Source organism: Sphingomonas sp., assembly GCF_035317925.1.
In the GTDB taxonomy this organism is placed as follows: domain Bacteria; phylum Pseudomonadota; class Alphaproteobacteria; order Sphingomonadales; family Sphingomonadaceae; genus Sphingomonas_I.
Window position 1 is genome coordinate 1 of sequence record NZ_DATHFV010000044.1, and the last position, 19,144, is coordinate 19,144.

Here is a 19,144-nt window from a genome sequence, read left to right on the forward strand (position 1 = left end):
CGGAGCAGGGACTGGGCGGGAACGATCCCGATCTGGAGACGCGGCTGCGGCGCTGGCGGAGCGAGAGCGGGCGGCGGGCCGAGGCGGCGCGCGGGCTGGCGCAGCGCTGGGCGAAGCTGGCGGGCGGAAAGGGCGGCGAAGGGCCGATCGGCGCGTGCGTCGCCCTGGCCTTTCCCGACCGGGTGGCGAAGCGGCGCGGGGCCGACGGGGCGGACTGGATATCGGCGGGCGGGCGCGGCTTCCGGCTCGATCCGGCCTCGTCGCTTGCGCGCGAGGAGTGGCTGGCGGTGGCCGAGACGCAGGGCTCGGCGGCAGGGGCTCGCATCCTGTCAGGTTCAAAAATAGGCGATTCCGAACTGAATGATTGTTTCGGGACCGTATCGAAACTCGGCGGACGGTGACGTTCGATCCGGCGAGCGGGGCGGTCCAGGCGGTGCGCGAACAGAGGCTGGGGGCGATCCGGCTGTCGTCGGGGCCGGACACGAATGCCGATCCGGCGGAGGTCGCGGCGGCTTTGGTCGAGGGCGTACGGACGCATGGGCTGGGGTTGCTGCCCTGGTCGGAGGCGGCGCGCGCATTGCGGCTGCGCGCGGGGTTCGTCGGCGGGGCGGATCTGTCGGACGAGGCCTTGATCGCGCGGCTCGACGAGTGGCTGCCGTCGCTGGTCGAGGGCAAGCGCAAGCTGGGCGATGTGGATCGCGGGGCGCTGTTCCAGGCGCTCGAAAATCTGATCGGGTGGGAGGGGAAATCGGCGATCGACCGCGAGGCGCCGTCGCACTTCACCTCGCCGCTCGGGACGAGCCATGCGATCGATTATGGCGCGGAAGGCGGCCCGGCGGTAGAGTTGCGGGTGCAGGCCTTGTTCGGGCTGGCGGCACATCCGATGATCGGGACGACGCCATTGGTGCTGCGGCTGACCTCGCCCGCCGGGCGGCCGATCCAGACGACGCGCGATCTGCCGGGGTTCTGGAAGGGGAGCTGGGCGGCGGTGGCGAAGGAGATGCGGGGCAGATATCCGCGCCATCCGTGGCCGGACGATCCGACGCAGGCGGATCCGACGCTCAGGACCAAGCGGGCGGCGGCTCGCCCCTAGCCTCGGCGAGCTCGGCCGGATCATCGTGGGCCGAGGCGAATTGCACGAGCATCGCCGCGAGCCGGTCGATTTGCCTATGGTCGGGCTCGAGGTCTTTTCCGAGAAGCGGCTCGATGCGGTTCGCGACGTAGCTGGATGGCCCCGAATACGCCATCGACCAATCCGGCAGTTTGCGACGCGTTATCGGATAGTAACGAAGGATCTGAACATTGACGTGGCGCGGGTCGTCTTCGATGCGCTCCATCAAATCGTCAATCGCTTCGCCGGGGCCTTCCAGGAGCTGCGCGAACGCGTAGTTCGTGTTGATCAGACCCCCTGTAATCCCGACCTTGGCGTTGTGCACGCGCGCGGTCGCGAGGATATTCGCGATCTCTGCCTTGTCCGTTTCGAGCGGAATGGTCTTGCGGCTTATGTACAAAAGAGATCGGTCCATCGGCTTCTTTTCCGCTCCGGCCCGACGCAGATTGCGGGCGATTGGGTGCAACTACCCCCGGGCCCCCAATCCTCCTTCTTCGTGAACGATCTTCGCTGGTCGGTTACCGTAATAATACGTGCCGGCGTCGGCGCTGGAATGACGGACCAAGGAGTCCCTTGATTCCCGCCGCGCCCATTGTATCCAGCGCCTATGGTTCAGGCCCGCATCCGTCAGCGCATCAAGAGCAGCATGCAATCGGGCCGCGCGCTCGAGGGCAAGTGGATCCTCGAATATGAGCCGGCGGAGGCGAAGAAGCCCGATCCGCTGACCGGCTGGGCGGGCTCGGGCGATACGCGCGAGCAGGTGCGGCTGGGCTTCGAGACGCTGGATGCGGCCAAGGCCTATGCCGAAAAGCATGGGCTGGCCTTTCATGTCAGCGTCGCGGGCGCGGAGCGCAGCCTGAAGATCCAGACCTATTCGGACAATTTCAAAGGCCCGGACCTCTTCTGATGGCGCGCGACCCGAGGGTCGACGCTTACATCGCCGGGGCCCAGCCGTTCGCGCGCCCGATCCTGACGCATCTGCGCGACGTGATCCACGCCGCCTGCCCCGATGCGGTCGAGACGATCAAATGGAGCCGTCCGTTCTTCGAGCACAAGGGCCGCATGTTCGCGGCTTTGGGCGCGTTCAAGGCGCATGCCTCGCTCATCCTGTGGCGGATGGGGGAGAGCGGCGGCATCACCAGCCGCGAGCGCGACGGCATGGGCCAGTTCGGCAAGATCGCCAGCCTGGCCGATCTGCCCGACGATGCCGAGGTGATCGCGGCGGTGCGCGACGCGATGGTGGCGATCGACACGGGCAAGCCGGCGCGGGCGAAGACGGCGCCACGCCCCGAGCTGCCGGTGCCCGACGAACTGGCCGCCGCATTGGCGGAAGCGCCCGGCGCCAAGGCGACGTTCGACGGCTTCTCGCCCAGCCAGCGGCGCGATTACAATGAGTGGATCGGCGAGGCGAAGCGCCCGGAAACGCGCGCCGCGCGGGTGGCGCAGGCGATCCTATGGCTGTTCGAGGGCAAGCCGCGGCACTGGAAATATCAGAAATAGGGGGCGGTTCCCCGCTGCCATTGTGCTTACTTTGTCACCCCGGACTTGTTCCGGGGTCCACTCTGAGGCTTGGCGCCTGCGTCCCGGTGGATGCCGGAACAAGTCCGGCATGACGAGAAGAAGCTGGATTCCCGCGTTCGCGGGAATGACGGCTGAGGGACTCAGGCGGCTTCGTGTTTGTCGTCGCGGACGCGGCGGGCATAGGCTTGGGCGAACTGCATGTGAATCTGCTGCACGCCCGGATCGTTCGCCTGCGCGGCCATCTCGCGCGACTGGCGCTCGCGTTCGCGATAATAGATTTCGTCGTCGTTGCGGGCGGACACTCCACCCTCCCTTCGCTCTACAGGCGGCAGCGGCTGCATGAGCTGTCGATCAGGGCAATGCCTGTGGGTGAGTCGGCCCCGACTGTGGATAGAATACACCCAAAAGCGGGGGTGCCCCAATACCCATGTTAGCGTAGGTGCGCTTACCCGCCGCCCGCCGCCTGATGCTTGTAGCTGAGCACGCGCGACAGCCGCCACACGCCATCCGCGCCAAGCTGCCAGAGCTGGACGAAATGCGCCTTGCCCGTCAGCTTCTCGGGCCCGTCGCCCTGGCGTTCGTAGAAGAGGTGATCGCCTTCCTCGACCGCGCCGAAGCCCGGTATCGGATCGACATAGAGGCTGTCCGCCACCAGTTCGCGGCGCGAGCGGAAGGCGTCGGGCTTCTTCCTGGCTTCGCATTGCGTGGCATAAACGTCGACGAACGCCTGCGCCGATCCTGCGACCTTGCCGCCGCGATCATGATAAAATTCCAGATCGGGCGCGAGGAAGCCCGTCATCTTCGCGAGATCGCATTCCTCGAAGAAGGTGTGGAACAAGGCGGCGTCGCGCGCGGCGATCGCCTGCGTCAGCGCGGGGCCGGTCGGGACCTGGATTGTGGCCGCGACGGCAAGAGCGAGGAAAGCGAGCATGAGGGCGTCCTTGAAGTGTATTACTACACTAATACGCTTGGACGCTTATGCAAGGTCGGATTTCAAGTCGTTACGGAGCCGTTCCTTGACATTGAAGGGTGATCAACTCAGGGTCAGCGCGCGTCGCCGTGGGGTTGGCGCGGGGGGTGCTGTCTTTTTCTCGATGATCCTGCAGGCAGGCCGTTCGAGCAGTCGTGGCGTCGTTATCGGGCGGGCGGAAGCCTGCCCCTGTTGGGGGATGATGAAATGAATCGGTCTTTTTGGGCGCTCGCGCCGCTTGCCGCCGTGATGCTTGCTTCGCCGGCGCTGGCCGGCCCGGGCTTCACCGGCGGCTATGCCTACGGGACCTGGACCTCGGTCAACACCGATGGCGGCCCGACCGCCTCGTCGATCGACGGCTCGCAGCAGATCCTGACGCTGTACGAGCCCGACTTCAACAACGATTATATCGAGCAGGAGTTCGACTTCTCGCACATCGCGCTGGCTTCGGGCACGGTCTCGTTCGACTGGGCGTTCGACGGGGCGGACGACCCGTGCTGCTCGGGCCTGAACTTCTATGTGAACGGCAATCTGGTCGCGAACCTGGCCAATGGCTATTTCGGCAATCCCTATAATTGGCAGGGCAGCCCCCTGTCCGGCTCGTTCAGCATCGCGGTGGATTCCGGCGATCTGCTGACGTTCGGTGCGTACAGTGCCGACGGCTGCTGCGGCCCGAGCGTGACCACGATCTCCAACTTCAGCGCGCCGGGTGGCGCGGTGCCCGAGCCCGCGAGCTGGGCGATGATGGTTGGCGGCTTCGGCCTGATCGGCGGCGCGCTGCGCAGCCGCCGCCGTGCGGCGGTCACTTTCGCCTAAGTTCGTCGCTTAAACGCGAATAGAAGCGCCGTCGGTCTTCGGACTGGCGGCGCTTTTCGTTTGCGCGCGCTCTGTGTGCCGGCGGCGGGAATGGTTATGCTTCGTCACCCCGGACTAGTTCCGGGGTCCACTCAGCGGCGAGGCGCTTGCCTCACGGTGGATGCCGGAACAAGTCCGGCATGACGGTTGTGGTTTGCTATGCTCAGTCCTTCGACGTGTCGGCCGCCTGATCGGCCGGGGCTTTGCGCCTTTTGCTGGGAATGGCGGTGGCGGCCTTGCGGGCGCGGATGAGCACATCCAGCGCGGCGATCCGGTCGCGCTGCGCCGATCCGACGGGCAGGCCCTTCAGCCGCGCCTCGGCCCACAGCCGGTTACGTTCGCCCTGCAATTCCCTGATCGGTATTTCGTCCGCCATGTCGGCTCCTTGTTCGCAGCAAGCATAGTGAGTGGCTTGCCGGAAGGCGACCGGGCTATTGGGTCATCCTGCGGGCGGGAAGGAGGCACGGCAATATGCGCACGCCGAAAACGGTCGAGGCCCTGACGAAGCTGGGCCGGGTGCGATTGTCCAAAAGCTTCTTCATGCGCGATTTCCTCTATTCGGAGATCGCGGCGGTGCACGGCATCCTCAACGTGCCGGACGATCCGGACCTGGCGATCAGGGTCGGCACGCGTCTGTGCGAGGATCTGCTCGAACCGCTGCAGGAAGAATGGGGGCGGGTCGCGATCCGATCCGCTTATCGTTCGGCCGAGCTCAACGCCTTCGGCAACCGGATGCAGAAGGAAGGCAGCAGCGGTTACACCTGTGCCTCGAACACGGCCAACGCGGCCGGCCATATCTGGGATCTGCGCGATGCCGACGGGCTGACCGGCGCTAGGGCCTGCGTCGTTCTTCCGCATTTCTGGGACCAGCATCAGGCGCCGGGCGAATGGCAAATCCTGGCCCGCTGGATCCACGAGAATTTGCCCTATTCGGCGCTCCAGTTTTTCCCGACCTACTGGGCGTTCAACATCTCATGGCACGAGCGGCCGAAGCGGCAGATCCACTCTTATGCTGATCCGAAGGGATGGCTGGTAAGAGGGATTGGGTAGTGCTTTTCTGCGGAGGCAGCACCGCATAAATAAATGCACTGTAACGGCAATGGCGTTGCGCGATGTCTACTCGCGATGCGGCATCACTGTGGGTAGCGGCTTCTCACGTTTTCTGCGGTGATCGCGCCAGCGATATTGGCTCTGATAGGCGCGCCGCTGCTTTGCGACCTCATAGAGGACAATGCCCGAACTCGTTCCTAAGTTGAGGCTCTCGACCATACCGAACATCGGAATGCAGACGCACATGTCGCTGCGCTCGACGGCGCGATCGCTGATGCCGATCGCTTCACTTCCAAACCAGACTGCAAGCTTGTGGTGAGTCGTGTAATCCCCTTCGTCGAGGAATATGCTGGTTTTGCCCTTCACATGGGGCGACGTGACAATCGATTTGAACTTCTTGCTCTCGAGGTAATCGAAGCATTCGTCGGTGCTGTCGAACCGCCGCACGAACGTCCATTTCACGGCTGACACTGACGTCTTAGATACCCGTTTCGCTTCGCGCAGCTCCTGCCAGTCGTCGGGCAGCGTCCGGTGGGGATCAACGACGTAGACCTTCTCCACGCCGAGCGCATTCACGTTTCGGATGACGGTGCCGATATTCTGCACGTCGCTGGGGTTCTCAAGAACCGCGATCAGGTTCTTGCAGCGAAACTCCCGGATCGCGTTGGCGCGCTCTCGAACGCTGGGCTTCGATTTCTTCTCGTCGGTATCCATATCCGCGATATAGCGCCCGGCGACCGGGGCACCAACTACTCCGCCGCCACCCCGGAATTCCCGAACAGCCCGCCGCCTTCGCCGCCGGCCTCGTCGCTGCCGGCCGCATCCTCGTTCGCGACTTCAGCCGCCGCCTTGGCCTGCTTGCGCCGATCGAAGCTGTCCCACACGTCGCTCCAGTCGCCGCGCGTCGCCGCCTTCGAATATTCGGTCGCGCGGGTTTCGAAGAAGTTGGCGTGCTCGATGCCGTTGAGCATCGGCGCGAGCCAGGGGAGGGGGTGTTCCTCGATCATGTAGATCGGCTTGAGGCCGAGCTGGCCGAGGCGCCAGTCGGCGATGTAGCGGACGTAGCGCTTGATATCCTTCGGCGTCATGCCGTTGACCGGGCCCATCTCGAACGTCAGGTCGATGAAGGCATCCTCCAGCCGTACCGTCTTCTGGCACATGTCGAGGATGTCGTCCTTGACCGCGGGGGTCAGGCAGTTCCGCTCCTTACAGAAAGCGTGGAACAGGCGGATGATGCCCTCGCAATGGAGCGTCTCGTCGCGGATCGACCAGGTGACGATCTGGCCCATGCCCTTCATCTTGTTGAAGCGCGGGAAGTTCATCAGCATCGCGAAGCTGGCGAAGAGCTGGAGCCCCTCGGTGAAGCCGCCGAACATCGCCAAGGTGCGCGCGATATCCTCGTCGGTGTCGACGCCGAACGTGCTCAGATAGTCATGCTTGTCCTTCATCTCCTTGTACTGGAGGAAGGCCGAATATTCGCTCTCGGGCATGCCGATCGTGTCGAGCAGGTGGCTGTAGGCGGCGATGTGGACCGTCTCCATGTTGGAGAAGGCGGTCAGCATCATCTTGATCTCGGTCGGCTTGAACACGCGGCCGTATTTTTCGTGGTAGCAATCCTGCACCTCGACATCGGCCTGCGTGAAGAAGCGGAAGATCTGCGTGAGCAGGTTGCGCTCGTGGTCCGAGAGCTTCTGCGCCCAGTCGCGGCAATCCTCGCCCAACGGCACCTCTTCGGGGAGCCAGTGGAGCTGCTGCTGGCGCTTCCAATATTCGAACGCCCACGGATATTCGAAGGGCTTGTAGGAGCGCGAGGCTTGCAGGAGGGGCATGGACGGATACTCCGGTCAGAATTTTGGATGATCGTGTGGGGGATGGTCGGCGCCGCGCTTGGCACGTCGCGACCAGATGAAGAAAGTGGCGAGAAAGGCGGGCATCGACCAGATCCAGGCGAAGAGCGCATATTCGCCGAGATAGCCGCCGTGGAGCAGGATCGGGCTATGCCACAAATCAGACATCCAACAGGCCTTGCCCTGGCAGTGGAAACCGTAGCGATCAGGCCAGCCGATCCGCATCTCCAGCCACATGCCGAGCGCGGCCCAGGCCGTCAGCACGGCGATGATCACCCAGAATACGGGCGCCTTCAACACTTCCCAGGTCTCGCGCAGACTGGTCATGCCTACCTGCGCGTCTGGCTGGCGCCGCCGGCAAAGCCGCCGATGCCGAGGACGAAACCGAAATTGTACCAGCCGCCATCGTTGGGGACGGCATAGACCGCGACGTCATGGTCGAAGAGCGAGACGATGAACGTCACCGGCGCGATGAAGCCCTGGACGAGGCCGAACAGGAAACCGGGCGCTTCGGGCTTGACCACGCCCTGCATCTGCGTCGCGCAGCCGGCGAGCAGGATCGGCAGCGCCAGCACCGCGAAACGGGCGGCTTTCCGCATCGAAATCGGCCATTCATTCATCACAAACAGCCTCCCACGGAACACAGCGCGAACATGTGTATATATAGGGAAAGCTACGCCCATTCGCCACAAAGTCTAGCGTGAATGCGGCCTTTTCCACAGGTATATAGGGGGCTGTGGATGGGTCGTTCAGGGCCCGGGCCGTGTCGACAGCCAGGCCGCCAGGATCGCGACCGCGAGGCCGCTGACGATCAGCACGATCCGGGTCTGTCTGGGCATGGAATCCGGGTCGCCGCGCCCGAACGCGATCGCGCCCGCCAGCAGCAGGGCGACGACGATGATGACGAAATAGAGTGAGTGCATGGTTGCGATTCCGCCGCTGGTTTGCGGGGCAAAGCTACGCCGGGGCGCGGGGGAGTCCAGCCCTGGGGGATCAATGGCACCGCCCGTGGGGTGAGTGTCCTGGCGGTCATTCCCGTGCAGGCGGGGATGACGACTGAACGGGCGGTCGGCATCACATTCCGCGCCGTCACCCCGGACTTGTTCCGGGGTCCACCGACGGGCGGGCTCACCCTTTGAGCCATGAACGCTGTCCGTGCGGCACCGTGGACCCCGGAACAAGTCCGGGGTGACGGATGAAGGGATACGGACGCTGCGCTTGTGGATGGGGTGGATGCCGGAACCCCAGCCTTCGCTGGGGCAGGCAAGTCCGGCATGACGGATAGGCTTCAGACCAGTCGTTCCCGCATCGCGCTGCATTGCGGCGTAGAGTTGGACTTGGGACCGGGCGGCGGATAAGGCCGGGAGGTCGCCACAGGGGGTGAGATGATCGAGGTCGGTGCGGTGCGTGTGATCGCTCTCCAGAAAGTGAGCTCGCCCGCTTATCTGCATCAGATATTCGCCGCGTGGCGCGCGCGCGACGTGATCGTCCCGACCGACGATCCCGCGACGCTGACGCTTCCCCACTGGCCGATCGCCGAACGGCTGATGGTCGAGGCCGGCGGCGGCTGGTTCGACGAGAGCCTGCCGCTCGACGACGATCCCGCGCCCGCGCAGATCAGCTTCACGTCGGGCACGACCGGCACGCCCAAGCCGATCTTGCTCAGCCGCCGCGCGCTGAGCGACGTCACGCGCCGGCTCAATGATGTGATGCGGATCGATGACAGCATCCGCGAATATGTCGGCGTGCCGGTGACCTTCTCGTTCGGGCTGGGGCGGGCGCGGGCGATCGCGGCGGTGGGCGGCAAGGCCTATCTGCCGCCGAACGGTTTCCGCCCCGACGAGCTGGCCGACATGCTGATGCGGGGCGAGGTGAACGCCCTGTCGGCGGTGCCGACCTTGCTCCGCATCCTGATCCAGCAGAGCGACCTGATCGCGGCGGCCGGGCCGAAGCTCAAATGGCTCGAGATCGGCAGCCAATATATGAGCGCGGAGGAAAAGACGGCGGTACGCGCGCTGTTCCCCAAGGCGCGGATCGTCCAGCATTACGGGCTGACCGAGGCGTCCCGCACGACCTTTCTGGTCGTATCCGACACCAAGGGCGCGGCGCTGGAGAGCGTGGGCCAGGCCGAAGCGCCCGATCGGGTGCGGATCGACGGCGAGGGACGGATCGCGATCCGCGGGCCGCATGTCGCCGACGGGATTTTGACCGAAACGGGCGTGACCCCGATCGCGGATGCGGACGGCTGGCTCACCACCAACGATCTGGGCGCGATCGACGCGCAGGGCTTCGTCCATTTCCGGGGGCGGTCGGACCATCTGCTCAACGTCAGCGGCATCAAGGTGCCGGCCGAATTGTTCGAACAAAGGCTGGCCGAGGCGCTGGGGCCGGACGGGGCGAAGATCGCGGTCGCGGCGCGCAAGGATCCGTTGCGCGGCGAGGCGGTGCTGGTCTGTCATCTGCCCGGCGTCGCGGTGAAGCCGCTGCAGGACAAGGCGCGCGCGATCGCGCTCGGCTTCGGGCTGGGCGCGGCGGATGTGAGCGTGACCGAAGTGCCGTCGATCCCGCGCACCGATACCGGCAAGGTAAGGCGCGGCGAGATCACCGATCTGTACGGCGCGGCGCCGGCGGCGGTGGCGGCGTCATCCGGCGCCGGCGATGCTGACGATGATGGGGAATTGACCGACCGCGAGCGCGAGATCGCCGCGATCTGGACCGACGCGCTCGGCGTGTCTCCGATCGGCAAGCATGAGAGCTTCTTCGATATCGGCGGGGATTCGCTGTCGGCGATCACGGTGATGATCAAGATGGAGCGCGCGGGCGTTCCGAAGTCGCTGACCCAGCAGATTTTCGAAGGCCGCACGATCGCCGAGATCGCGGCCGATGCCGAGGCGACCGACCAGTTCGGCGTCGCTCCCGGCGCGGGCGGCCCGCGCGGCCTGCGCGCGGTCACCACCGATGCGATCAGCATGACGCGCGCGGTGCTGGTGATGCTGGTGATCGTCAGCCACTGGTCGCCCTTCCTGTTCGGCAAGTTCGGCCCGGGGGGGATGGAGATCTATCACTGGCTGGTGCCGATCTTCCGCGCGGGCACGCCCGGCTTCGCGGTCGTGTTCGGGGTCGGGCTCGGCTATTTCCAGGCGCCGGTCGCGCGCAAGAATCCCGAGCGGCTGACAAGCTGGCGGCGGACGCGCGTGGCGATCATCGGCGGCGCCATCCTGGTGCTGGGCGTGGTGCGCACCGCCGACCTGTATCTGCACACCGGCGGGTTCGACGCGCAATGGCCGACCGAGCTCTTCTTCGGCGTGCTGTGCTTCTATCTGCTGATGGTGCTGACCGCGCCCGAATGGCTACGGCTGATCGGCCGCGCGCGCTATCCGATCGTGGCGGCTTTGGTGGCGGCGGCGGTGAGCTATCTGCTGTCGGCCCTGTTTTCCTGGCTGTGGATCGAGTCCGACACGAGTGGCTTCGTCAATTTCGGGCGGCTGCTGCTGGTGACGCGCTATTCCTATCCGGAGATGCTGGGCCACGCGATGGTGGGGCTCGCGATCGGGCTGTGGATCGGCCAGAACGACCAGCGCCCCGATCTGGCGCGCGCGGCGGCGTGGGGCGGAGCGGCGATCCTGCTCGGCGGGCTGGTGCTGTCGCTGCGCGGCGACGTGATCCACTGGTTCGACAATGTCGCGTCGCTGCCGCAGGTGCTGACCTATGCCGGCGGCGCATTGCTGGTGTTCAGCGTGGCGTTCGCGCGCGCCCGGCGGCAGGAGCATGCGCCGTGGGCGCGGCGCGTGATGCGGATCCTGATCGTGATCGGCCTGCTCGCGCTGCCGGCCTATGTCGGCCATGAGGGCGTGACGCCGGTGACGAACGTGCTGACGCAGCTGGGGCTGCGGCCGATGCTCGCGATCGGGCTGCCGGTGCTGGCGTTCGTCGGCGGCATGCTGTTCGCGATGCAGCGCGTCTATCGGCTCTATTATCGGGAAAGCGCGGGTTAGTTTTCTGTTCCAGTTTCACTGAAACGGCGCCGCACCGGCCCGCACGCCCACCCGGCCTCCCATAGAATAAACTGATTGGGAGGCCGGTGGGGGTGCGGGCCGGTGCGGCTTCAGCCCAGCAAAACGCGGCTTAACCGCCGTTGAGATAGATGACGGTGCCGCCGATCAGGCCGATCCCGACCAGCGCATAAGCGATCCCGCCCAAGGCGCGGCCGCGCGCGGGGCTGTACCAGCCGGCGCGGCGCTTCATCACCAGCCGATCGACGAAGAACCAGCTGGCGATGCCGACCAGCACCGCGCCGCCATAGGCGATCGCGACCGCGATCACGGCGGGCAGGGGCCCCGTGACCTTGGCGACGACGTGCATCGCGAACGCGCCGATCCAGTGGTTGAGATAGAGCGGATAGGAGATCGCGCCGAAGAACAGCCCGATCCGCGCGCGCGGACCGATAAAGGCCAGCGACAGCACCACGCCGATCGAGAACAGGGCATGGAGCGGGGTGACGTCGTAGCGCCACATCGCCGCGAGCAGGATCGCGGTGAGCGCGACCAGCAGCCAGTGCGCGACGCGCTTCGCCTGCCACGCGCCATAATCGCGCTGGGTGATCGCGGCGGCGACGCCCAATGCGATCGGCGCGGCGCGCACCTCGAACCCGACCAGCAGGGCGCTCAGCACCAGCCACAGCCACAGCTTCTTGCCGAACGGGAGCGTCAACATCACGATCGGCGCGAGCAAATAGAATTGCTCCTCGATCGACAGGCTCCAGAAATGGTTGCCGGTGCCGCCGAGCGGCATTTCCATGAGCGCGCGCGGGAAGGTCGTGAAGGTGTAGTGGGTGAAGGTGACGTCGTAGAAGAGGTATTTGAGCCAGTTGAGGCCGGCCCCTTCCTTGGCGACCGCCAGCCCGTACACCAGCAGGATCGCGACCGCGTAGGGGATCCAGATGCGGGTCGCGCGGTTGAAGAAGAAGCGCGGCAGGCCCGCAACCGGGGTCGCGATCAGGATGCCGCCGATCAGCCAGCCGCTGAGTGCCAGGAAGATATCGACCGCGAGCCCCGCCGAGATCGGGCCGGGGAAGGGAACGCCCTCATGCGCGAGCGCCACGGTCGAGGCGAGCGCGAAGCGCAGCCAGTCGAGGCCGGGATAGGAATCGAGCTTGTGCGTCTCGGGATTGGCGCCGAACGCGGCCGCGTCCGGGTTTTCGTCGGCGCGGCGCAAATGGCCGGCAGATGGTGCGTCCTGGCTGACGGTCATAGCGGCCCTTCGATCCCTGCTGGCGCCCGTCTTACCATCTGCCGCGCTACATGAAAGCGACGCCGATGCGGTGTATGACGGCTCCGGAACGACCGGCCGCGAGTCGCGCGTCGAAACGATGCGGCTTTCCCGGTTTTTGTGCGTTCGGCCCGTGTCTTTCAAAGGAGAATGAAAATGGCTGATCTGTCCCGGATCAAGGAACATATGGAAGTGATCGGCGCCGACGGCGTCCATGTCGGCACGGTCGACCATGTCGACGGCGACCGCATCAAGCTGACCAAGTCCGATTCGGGCGAAGGCAGCCACGAAGGCCATCATCATTATATCTCGGGCGGCCTGGTCGCCGAGGTCGAGGGCGACAAGGTGCGTCTGTCGGCCAATGCCGCGGTCGCGGTGACGTTCGAGGAAGAGGCTTAAGCCTGACGGGGCGTCGCCACGGCGACGCCCCGCTTCTACCGTCACCCCGGACTTGTTCCGGGGTCCACTCCGCGGCTTGGGGCTTTCCTCCCGGTGGATGCCGGAACAAGTCCGGCATGACGACAGAAAGCAAAAGGGGCGCCGGTAACGGCGCCCCTTTCTTTTCCCCGCTCCGGGAAGCTTACAGCCCGCCGCTTATTGGCAGGCCAGAGTGCCGGCCGATCGACCAGTGATCCGGGGGATCACTGGCAGGCCAGACACTCGTCATAATCCTTCGCCTCGACCTCGATCGTGCGCAGGACCGAGGTGTTGTCGGCCTCGACGCCGCCGGCGAAGCCCGCGCGCTGGATCGACTTGGAGCGGAGGTAATAGAGCGACTTGATGCCGAGCTCCCACGCACGGAAGTGGAGCATCAGCAGGTCCCACTTCTCGACATCGGCGGGGATGAACAGGTTCAGCGACTGCGCCTGGTCGATATAGGGCGTACGATCGGCGGCGAGTTCGATCAGCCAGCGCTGGTCGATCTCGAAGCTGGTCTTGAACACGTCCTTTTCCTCGGCCGAGAGGAAATCGAGATGCTGGACCGAGCCGCCCTGCTCGAGGATCGTGTTCCACACCGCGTCGGAGTTCTTGCTCTTCTCGCTGAGCAGTTTCTCCAGATACGGATTCTTGATCGAGAAGGAGCCCGATAGCGTCTTGTGGGTGTAGATGTTGGCCGGGATCGGCTCGATGCAGGCGCTGGTGCCGCCGCAGATGATGCTGATGGAAGCGGTCGGCGCGATCGCGGTCTTGCAGCTGAAACGCTCCATCACGCCCATGTCGGCGGCGTCGGGGCAGGGCCCGCGTTCGTTGGCGAGATGCATCGAGGCTTCGTTCACCTGCGCCTGGATGTGCTTGAAGATGCGCATGTTCCACGACTTCGCCATCGCGCCTTCGAACGGCAGGTTGCGCGCCTGGAGGAAGGAGTGGAAGCCCATCACGCCGAGGCCCACCGAACGCTCGCGCTCGGCCGAATAGCGGGCGCGCTCCATGCCGGGCTCGGCACGGTCGATGAAGTCCTGCAGGACATTGTCGAGGAAGCGCATCACGTCCTCGATGAAGCCCTTCTCGCCGTTCCACTCGTCCCACGTCTCGAGGCTGAGCGACGACAGGCAGCAGACCGCGGTGCGGGCCTCGCCATATTGGTCGCGCCCGGTCGGCAGCGTGATTTCCGAGCAGAGGTTCGAGGTCGAGACCTTGAGACCGACATCGCGGTGATGCTTGGGCATCGCGCGGTTCACCGTGTCGGCGAACACGATGTACGGCTCGCCGGTGGCGAGACGGGTCTCGACCAGCTTCTGGAAGAGTGAGCGCGCATCGACTTCGCCGCGCTTCGAGCCGTCCTTGGGCGACTTCAGATCGAAGCTGGTGCCGTTGCGGACGGCTTCCATGAATTCGTCGGTCAGCAGCACGCCATGGTGCAGGTTGAGCGCCTTGCGGTTGAAGTCGCCCGAGGGTTTGCGGATTTCGAGGAATTCCTCGATCTCGGGATGGGCGACGTCGAGATAGACCGCCGCCGAACCGCGCCGCAGCGAGCCCTGGCTGATCGCGAGGGTGAGGCTGTCCATCACGCGTACGAACGGGATGATGCCGCTGGTCTTGCCGTTCAAGCCGACCGGCTCGCCGATGCCGCGGACGCTGCCCCAATAGGTGCCGATGCCGCCGCCGCGCGAGGCGAGCCACACATTCTCGTTCCAGGTGTCGACTATGCCGTTGAGGCTGTCGTCGACCGAGTTGAGGAAGCAGGAGATGGGCAGGCCGCGCCCGGTGCCGCCGTTCGAGAGAACGGGGGTCGCGGGCATGAACCACAGGCGCGAAATATAATCGTAGATGCGCTGGGCGTGCGCCTGATCGTCGGCATAAGCCGAGGCAACGCGCACGAACAGATCCTGGTAGGATTCGCCCGGGAGCAGATAACGGTCCTTGAGCGTGTCCTTGCCGAAGTCGGTCAGGAGCGCGTCGCGCGAATGATCGACGTCGAGCGGAAACGGCTTGTCGCGCCGTTTGCTGCCGGTTTCGGCGGCAGGCTCGGCACCAGGCTCTACTGGGGCAATTTCCGCCGCGTCCAAGAGGGTGGCCATATCGTTCGTTTCCCGATCGCTGCTGCTCGAAAGGTCCATCGCCCGTTCCCCTAATTTTGTTCTCAATTCGTTCGACTCGGGGGACGTATCCCCCGGGATGCTACGCGCATCGCCAGAGGGGGCAAGGATCGAGACCGCAACAAGCCGTTCCATCCCCGTGTTCCACAGGGCCGGTGGCTCCGGAAGCAATATGGTGATTGCTCCCGCGTTTCTCAATCTAGCGCCGGACCCCCTGGTGCCGACACAACAGATAGTGTCACTACCGATTCACGCGCACAAGATGTTTAATTTCTGTGACAGCAGATTGTCTGCTTGACGCTTCCAAAAGAGTCAGTTTTTCGCGCCTCGTTGCGGGTGCGGCTCGCATCCGGGAAAAGGCGGCGCTAGGGGCGAACCATGACCACGATCATCCGCGAAGCCGATCTGATCGAGAGCGTCGCCGACGCGCTCCAGTACATCTCCTACTTCCACCCGATGGATTATATCCGCGCGCTGGGCGAGGCCTATGAGGCGGAGCAGTCGCCCGCCGCCAAGGACGCGATCGCGCAGATATTGACCAACAGCCGGATGTGCGCGGAAGGGCATCGCCCGATCTGCCAGGATACGGGTATCGTCACGGTGTTCGTGAAATGGGGGCAGGATTGCCGCTTCGCCGACGGATCGCGCAGCCTGCAGGACGTGGTCGATGAAGGCGTGCGCCGCGCCTACCTCTTCCCCGAGAACAAGCTCCGCGCCTCGATCCTCGCCGATCCCGCGTTCGGGCGGGTCAACACCAGGGACAATACGCCGTCGGTCCTGCATGTGGAGATGGTGCCCGGCCACCATGTCGAGGTGATCGTCGCGGCCAAGGGCGGCGGCAGCGAGAACAAGTCCAAGTTCAAGATGATGAATCCGAGCGATTCGATCGTCGACTGGGTGCTGGAGACGGTGCCGCAGATGGGCGCGGGCTGGTGTCCGCCCGGCATGCTCGGCATCGGCATCGGCGGTACCGCCGAGAAGGCGATGCTGCTCGCCAAGGAATCGCTGATGGGCGATATCGACATGGCGCAGCTCCGCCAGCGTGGGCCGTCCAACAAGATCGAAGAGCTGCGGATCGAATTGTTCGAGAAGGTCAACGCGCTCGGCATCGGCGCGCAGGGGCTGGGCGGCTTGTCGACCGTGCTCGACGTCAAGATCCTCGACTGGCCGACGCACGCCGCGAGCCTGCCGATCGCGATGATCCCCAATTGCGCCGCCACGCGGCACGCGCATTTCCATCTCGACGGGTCAGGGCCTGCCTTGCTCGAGACGCCCGATCTGAACGATTGGCCCAAGGTCGAATGGACGCCGTCGAAGGAGTCGATCCGGGTCGATCTCAATAGTTTAACGCCCGATGTTGTCGCGAGCTGGAAACCGGGCGACCGGCTTTTGCTCAACGGCAAGATGCTGACCGGGCGCGACGCCGCGCACAAGCGCATCGCCGACATGCTGGCGAAGGGCGAGCAACTGCCGGTCCAGTTCAAGGGCCGCGTCATCTATTATGTCGGCCCGGTCGATCCGGTTGGCGACGAGGTGGTCGGCCCGGCCGGCCCCACCACCGCGACCCGCATGGACAAGTTCACGAGGATGATGCTCGACCAGGGGCTGCTGGCGATGGTCGGCAAGGCCGAGCGCGGACCGGTCGCGATCGCGGCGATCAAGGAAGCCAAATCGGCTTACCTGATGGCGGTCGGCGGCGCGGCCTATCTGGTCGCGCGTGCGATCAAGGGCGCCAAGGTGGTCGGGTTCGAGGATCTGGGCATGGAAGCGATTTACGAGTTCGATGTCAAAGACATGCCGGTGACTGTTGCGGTCGACTCTGAGGGTGTCAGCGTCCACCACACGGGGCCTTTGGTGTGGCGCGAGAAGATCGCCCGCGAAAAATTGCTGGAGAGAGTTTAGCCGACGACCCGGCGGTGGCCGGGCGGCGGGTCAGTCCTCGTCGTCAACGAGGGGGCGCGGCTGCATCCAGCTGGCGATCAGCGTGGGCAGGAGCATTCCAACCGCCTGAAGTCCAAAGCCGAGATTGACCCAGTCGGTTACGACATGGGGATGCCAGAGGCCCAGCAGATCCGCGCTTGCCATGTAAAAACAGCCCAGCATGGCGAAAGAGGCGACCACAACGCCGGAGACGGCATGCGCGCGCGCTTTCACCATCAGTTCGCGCTCATCCAGCGGACTGAGCGCGGTCGCCGTGAAGCGCGGGCCGAAGACGCGTGCGAAAGCCGCAGCGAGGAATGCGCTGTAGAATAGCGCCCACCCGATCAGAAAATTGCGATCGGGGAAGCTCGCGTTTTTCGCCATCAGTACATAGCCCGCGACCATGACCGCGAGCACGACCAGGGGCGTCCAGCGCAGGGTGCGCGGCTTGAATTTCATGAAGATGATGCGGTCGATGCCGGTCGCGTAGACGGCGCGGTCCATTTTCTCGAGCAGGGTCATGGCGGTCATTCTCCCACCGCGGCGGCGCGGCGCAGCGTGTCGGCGACGGATTCGAAGGGGCGAAAGGAAAAGAGCAATTCGATCGGCACGCCGAAGAAGGCGGCGATCTTCATCGCGAGCTCGAGGCTGGGTTTGTAATCGCCGCGCTCTAGATAGCCGATCGTCTGGTTATTGACGCCCACCGCCTCGGCGAGATCGCGGCGAGAGACGCCACGCTCGGCTCGGAACAGGGCGATGCGATTGTATAAAATTGTAACGCCCCGTAGCTGGTAGCGGATGATATGTTGTGTTTACACAATGGTTCGTAGCTTTGTCAATTGTGTTTGGACGTCGCCGCCGTCTGGCGAACCAAATCTTGCCGTCGATGTGATCAGCCCCCTGTTCGCAAGCGTATTGTTGGGCTAAGGCACCCCGCGATGGGGCACGCCATGAAGCGGATCTGGAGCTGGGCGTGGCGGCTGCTGCTGGGCGCGCTGATCGTGCTGCTCCTGGTGCCGACTTTGGTGCCGCCCTTCCTCGACCGCATCTATTATCGCGGGCCGGTCAGCGGCCATTATGACGGCCGGCATTTCTTCAATCCCGAGGGCGAGCAGGGCACCGGCGGCTTGCAGAAGAGCGGGCTGCTCGGCGTCGCGCTGCGCCTGCGCCGGCTGGACGACAAGGCGCCCTGGCCGAAGCATGTCGCGACGCCGCACGGCCATGCCGCGGTGGTCACCGATCCGAAGCGGATGGTCGTCACCTGGATCGGCCATTCGACCGTTTTGGTGCAGTCGGGCGGGATCAACATCCTGACCGATCCGATCTATGCGCAACATGCGGGGCCATGGGGCCGGCTCGGGCCTTCGCGCGTGCGCGATCCCGGCATCGCCTTTGCCGATTTGCCACATATCGATCTGGTGCTCGTCAGCCACGATCACTGGGATCATATGGACCTGCCCACGCTCAGGAGATTGTGGGATCGCGATCATCCTTTGATCGTCACCAGCCTCGGCAACGACACGATCCTGAAAAGCGCGGGCGTGCCTTCGGTGGCGCGCGACTGGGGGCAGAAGGTCGCGGTGCGGCCCGGCATCATCGTCACGATCGAGCGCGTCCATCATTGGGGCTCGCGCTGGATGAAGGATCGCGACCGCGCCTTGTGGTCGGGCTTCGCGGTGACCCTGCCGGGCGGCAATCTGTTCTTCGCGGGCGATACCGGCCCCGGCGACGGCAGCTGGCAGATCGAGGACGCCAGGGACGGGCCTTATCGGCTGGCGCTGATTCCGATCGGCGCATACCAGCCGCGCGACGTGATGAGCGGCAATCATATCGGCCCGGTCGAAGCGGTCGACGCCTTTCAGAAGCTGGGCGCGGCCAATGCGCTGGCGGTGCACTGGGGCACGTTCAAGCTGTCGAGCGAAGGGATCAACGATCCGCCCAATCTGCTGCGCGCGACGCTGGCCCAACGCGGCATCGCGCCGGGCCGGTTCCGGGCGATGGAAGTCGGCGTGAACTGGGACGTGCCGCCGATACGATAGCGGTGGGTGGCTATTCGCCGGCCGCA

General features: G+C 65.0%; 21 protein-coding genes and 1 pseudogene. 9 read left to right on the forward strand and 13 right to left on the reverse strand.

The window, feature by feature from the left end:
- Positions 1-1,093, forward strand: a pseudogene (locus VK533_RS03360) (ATP-dependent helicase C-terminal domain-containing protein); the annotation flags it as partial.
- Here the strand turns inward: VK533_RS03360 and VK533_RS03365 are convergent.
- Entirely contained in the window at positions 1,062-1,577 is a 516-nt protein-coding gene (locus VK533_RS03365) for a BLUF domain-containing protein (protein ID WP_324375014.1), read from the reverse strand. The pseudogene VK533_RS03360 and the gene VK533_RS03365 sit on opposite strands and share 32 nt — an antisense overlap.
- A gap of 141 nt (positions 1,578-1,718) precedes the next feature.
- On the opposite strand from VK533_RS03365, the gene VK533_RS03370 reads away from it, so the two are divergent.
- Together VK533_RS03370 and VK533_RS03375 are read left to right on the forward strand one after the other, a co-directional pair.
- A complete protein-coding gene (locus tag VK533_RS03370; protein ID WP_324375016.1) occupies positions 1,719-2,018 on the forward strand; it encodes an NADH dehydrogenase ubiquinone Fe-S protein 4 in 300 nt (99 codons plus the stop codon).
- Entirely contained in the window at positions 2,018-2,611 is a 594-nt protein-coding gene (locus tag VK533_RS03375; RefSeq protein WP_324375018.1) for a YdeI/OmpD-associated family protein, read from the forward strand. Before VK533_RS03370 ends, VK533_RS03375 begins: the two co-directional genes overlap by 1 nt.
- 161 nt (positions 2,612-2,772) lie before the next feature.
- On the opposite strand, the gene VK533_RS03380 is transcribed toward VK533_RS03375, so the two are convergent.
- Positions 2,773-2,934, reverse strand: coding sequence for a hypothetical protein (locus tag VK533_RS03380; protein WP_324375020.1), 162 nt, complete (start codon positions 2,932-2,934; stop codon positions 2,773-2,775).
- Positions 2,935-3,077: 143 nt separating this feature from the next.
- Complete coding sequence (locus VK533_RS03385; RefSeq protein WP_324375022.1) at positions 3,078-3,563, reverse strand: DUF4440 domain-containing protein; 486 nt, start codon at positions 3,561-3,563, stop codon at positions 3,078-3,080.
- A gap of 246 nt (positions 3,564-3,809) precedes the next feature.
- Between VK533_RS03385 and VK533_RS03390 the strand changes: the two genes are divergently transcribed.
- A complete protein-coding gene (locus VK533_RS03390; protein WP_324375023.1) occupies positions 3,810-4,418 on the forward strand; it encodes a PEPxxWA-CTERM sorting domain-containing protein in 609 nt (202 codons plus the stop codon).
- Positions 4,419-4,620: 202 nt separating this feature from the next.
- On the opposite strand, the gene VK533_RS03395 is transcribed toward VK533_RS03390, so the two are convergent.
- Positions 4,621-4,833: a hypothetical protein gene (locus VK533_RS03395; RefSeq protein ID WP_324375025.1), complete on the reverse strand. Its 213-nt coding sequence runs from the start codon at positions 4,831-4,833 to the stop codon at positions 4,621-4,623.
- 95 nt (positions 4,834-4,928) lie between these two features.
- Here VK533_RS03395 and VK533_RS03400 point away from each other — a divergent pair, with 95 nt between their 5' ends.
- Positions 4,929-5,507 (forward strand): hypothetical protein, encoded by a 579-nt coding sequence (locus tag VK533_RS03400; RefSeq protein ID WP_324375027.1) that lies wholly within the window; start codon positions 4,929-4,931, stop codon positions 5,505-5,507.
- Between the two features lie 66 nt (positions 5,508-5,573).
- Here the strand turns inward: VK533_RS03400 and VK533_RS03405 are convergent, their stop codons facing one another.
- From VK533_RS03405 to VK533_RS03425, 5 genes are all read right to left on the reverse strand, one after another.
- Complete coding sequence (locus tag VK533_RS03405; RefSeq protein ID WP_324375029.1) at positions 5,574-6,221, reverse strand: RNA methyltransferase; 648 nt, start codon at positions 6,219-6,221, stop codon at positions 5,574-5,576.
- 35 nt (positions 6,222-6,256) lie between these two features.
- Complete coding sequence (locus tag VK533_RS03410; RefSeq protein WP_324375030.1) at positions 6,257-7,336, reverse strand: ribonucleotide-diphosphate reductase subunit beta; 1,080 nt, start codon at positions 7,334-7,336, stop codon at positions 6,257-6,259.
- A gap of 15 nt (positions 7,337-7,351) precedes the next feature.
- Entirely contained in the window at positions 7,352-7,681 is a 330-nt protein-coding gene (locus VK533_RS03415; RefSeq protein WP_324375033.1) for a hypothetical protein, read from the reverse strand.
- Positions 7,682-7,683: 2 nt separating this feature from the next.
- Positions 7,684-7,953 (reverse strand): hypothetical protein, encoded by a 270-nt coding sequence (locus tag VK533_RS03420; protein ID WP_324375035.1) that lies wholly within the window; start codon positions 7,951-7,953, stop codon positions 7,684-7,686.
- 150 nt (positions 7,954-8,103) lie between these two features.
- Positions 8,104-8,277, reverse strand: coding sequence for a hypothetical protein (locus VK533_RS03425; RefSeq protein ID WP_324375036.1), 174 nt, complete (start codon positions 8,275-8,277; stop codon positions 8,104-8,106).
- 462 nt (positions 8,278-8,739) lie between these two features.
- On the opposite strand from VK533_RS03425, the gene VK533_RS03430 reads away from it, so the two are divergent.
- Entirely contained in the window at positions 8,740-11,349 is a 2,610-nt protein-coding gene (locus tag VK533_RS03430; protein ID WP_324375038.1) for an AMP-binding protein, read from the forward strand.
- Positions 11,350-11,479: 130 nt separating this feature from the next.
- Here VK533_RS03430 and VK533_RS03435 read toward each other — a convergent pair whose 3' ends face one another.
- The gene (locus tag VK533_RS03435) at positions 11,480-12,604 is read right to left on the reverse strand and encodes an acyltransferase (protein ID WP_324375040.1); all 1,125 of its coding nucleotides are present in this window, start codon (positions 12,602-12,604) and stop codon (positions 11,480-11,482) included.
- A gap of 174 nt (positions 12,605-12,778) precedes the next feature.
- Between VK533_RS03435 and VK533_RS03440 the strand changes: the two genes are divergently transcribed.
- Positions 12,779-13,021, forward strand: coding sequence for a DUF2171 domain-containing protein (locus VK533_RS03440; RefSeq protein ID WP_324375042.1), 243 nt, complete (start codon positions 12,779-12,781; stop codon positions 13,019-13,021).
- A 242-nt stretch (positions 13,022-13,263) separates the two neighbouring features.
- On the opposite strand, the gene VK533_RS03445 is transcribed toward VK533_RS03440, so the two are convergent.
- On the reverse strand, positions 13,264-15,141 hold the full coding sequence (locus tag VK533_RS03445) for a ribonucleoside-diphosphate reductase subunit alpha (protein WP_414712274.1): 1,878 nt from the start codon (positions 15,139-15,141) through the stop codon (positions 13,264-13,266).
- Between the two features lie 396 nt (positions 15,142-15,537).
- Here VK533_RS03445 and VK533_RS03450 point away from each other — a divergent pair, with 396 nt between their 5' ends.
- Positions 15,538-17,061 (forward strand): fumarate hydratase, encoded by a 1,524-nt coding sequence (locus VK533_RS03450; RefSeq protein ID WP_324375045.1) that lies wholly within the window; start codon positions 15,538-15,540, stop codon positions 17,059-17,061.
- Between the two features lie 30 nt (positions 17,062-17,091).
- Here the strand turns inward: VK533_RS03450 and VK533_RS03455 are convergent, their stop codons facing one another.
- Together VK533_RS03455 and VK533_RS03460 are read right to left on the reverse strand one after the other, a co-directional pair.
- The gene (locus VK533_RS03455) at positions 17,092-17,601 is read right to left on the reverse strand and encodes a hypothetical protein (protein ID WP_324375047.1); all 510 of its coding nucleotides are present in this window, start codon (positions 17,599-17,601) and stop codon (positions 17,092-17,094) included.
- A gap of 5 nt (positions 17,602-17,606) precedes the next feature.
- The gene (locus VK533_RS03460; protein ID WP_324375086.1) at positions 17,607-17,882 is read right to left on the reverse strand and encodes a helix-turn-helix transcriptional regulator; all 276 of its coding nucleotides are present in this window, start codon (positions 17,880-17,882) and stop codon (positions 17,607-17,609) included.
- Between the two features lie 147 nt (positions 17,883-18,029).
- Between VK533_RS03460 and VK533_RS03465 the strand changes: the two genes are divergently transcribed.
- Positions 18,030-19,118 carry an MBL fold metallo-hydrolase gene (locus VK533_RS03465; RefSeq protein WP_324375049.1) on the forward strand — a complete coding sequence of 363 codons (1,089 nt, stop codon included), beginning with the start codon at positions 18,030-18,032 and terminating at the stop codon, positions 19,116-19,118.
- The last annotated feature ends 26 nt before the right edge of the window (positions 19,119-19,144 follow it).

Bases quoted from the DNA above. Each gene is read 5' to 3' on its own strand.
- VK533_RS03370 (WP_324375016.1), top strand. From the start codon at position 1,719: ATGGTTCAGGCCCGCATCCGTCAGCGCATCAAGAGCAGCATGCAATCG.
- VK533_RS03375 (WP_324375018.1), top strand. From the start codon at position 2,018: ATGGCGCGCGACCCGAGGGTCGACGCTTACATCGCCGGGGCCCAGCCG.
- VK533_RS03385 (WP_324375022.1), bottom strand. From the start codon at position 3,563: ATGCTCGCTTTCCTCGCTCTTGCCGTCGCGGCCACAATCCAGGTCCCG.
- VK533_RS03390 (WP_324375023.1), top strand. From the start codon at position 3,810: ATGAATCGGTCTTTTTGGGCGCTCGCGCCGCTTGCCGCCGTGATGCTT.
- VK533_RS03395 (WP_324375025.1), bottom strand. From the start codon at position 4,833: ATGGCGGACGAAATACCGATCAGGGAATTGCAGGGCGAACGTAACCGG.
- VK533_RS03400 (WP_324375027.1), top strand. From the start codon at position 4,929: ATGCGCACGCCGAAAACGGTCGAGGCCCTGACGAAGCTGGGCCGGGTG.
- VK533_RS03405 (WP_324375029.1), bottom strand. From the start codon at position 6,221: ATGGATACCGACGAGAAGAAATCGAAGCCCAGCGTTCGAGAGCGCGCC.
- VK533_RS03410 (WP_324375030.1), bottom strand. From the start codon at position 7,336: ATGCCCCTCCTGCAAGCCTCGCGCTCCTACAAGCCCTTCGAATATCCG.
- VK533_RS03415 (WP_324375033.1), bottom strand. From the start codon at position 7,681: ATGACCAGTCTGCGCGAGACCTGGGAAGTGTTGAAGGCGCCCGTATTC.
- VK533_RS03420 (WP_324375035.1), bottom strand. From the start codon at position 7,953: ATGCGGAAAGCCGCCCGTTTCGCGGTGCTGGCGCTGCCGATCCTGCTC.
- VK533_RS03425 (WP_324375036.1), bottom strand. From the start codon at position 8,277: ATGCACTCACTCTATTTCGTCATCATCGTCGTCGCCCTGCTGCTGGCG.
- VK533_RS03430 (WP_324375038.1), top strand. From the start codon at position 8,740: ATGATCGAGGTCGGTGCGGTGCGTGTGATCGCTCTCCAGAAAGTGAGC.
- VK533_RS03435 (WP_324375040.1), bottom strand. From the start codon at position 12,604: ATGACCGTCAGCCAGGACGCACCATCTGCCGGCCATTTGCGCCGCGCC.
- VK533_RS03440 (WP_324375042.1), top strand. From the start codon at position 12,779: ATGGCTGATCTGTCCCGGATCAAGGAACATATGGAAGTGATCGGCGCC.
- VK533_RS03445 (WP_414712274.1), bottom strand. From the start codon at position 15,141: ATGGCCACCCTCTTGGACGCGGCGGAAATTGCCCCAGTAGAGCCTGGT.
- VK533_RS03450 (WP_324375045.1), top strand. From the start codon at position 15,538: ATGACCACGATCATCCGCGAAGCCGATCTGATCGAGAGCGTCGCCGAC.
- VK533_RS03455 (WP_324375047.1), bottom strand. From the start codon at position 17,601: ATGACCCTGCTCGAGAAAATGGACCGCGCCGTCTACGCGACCGGCATC.
- VK533_RS03465 (WP_324375049.1), top strand. From the start codon at position 18,030: ATGAAGCGGATCTGGAGCTGGGCGTGGCGGCTGCTGCTGGGCGCGCTG.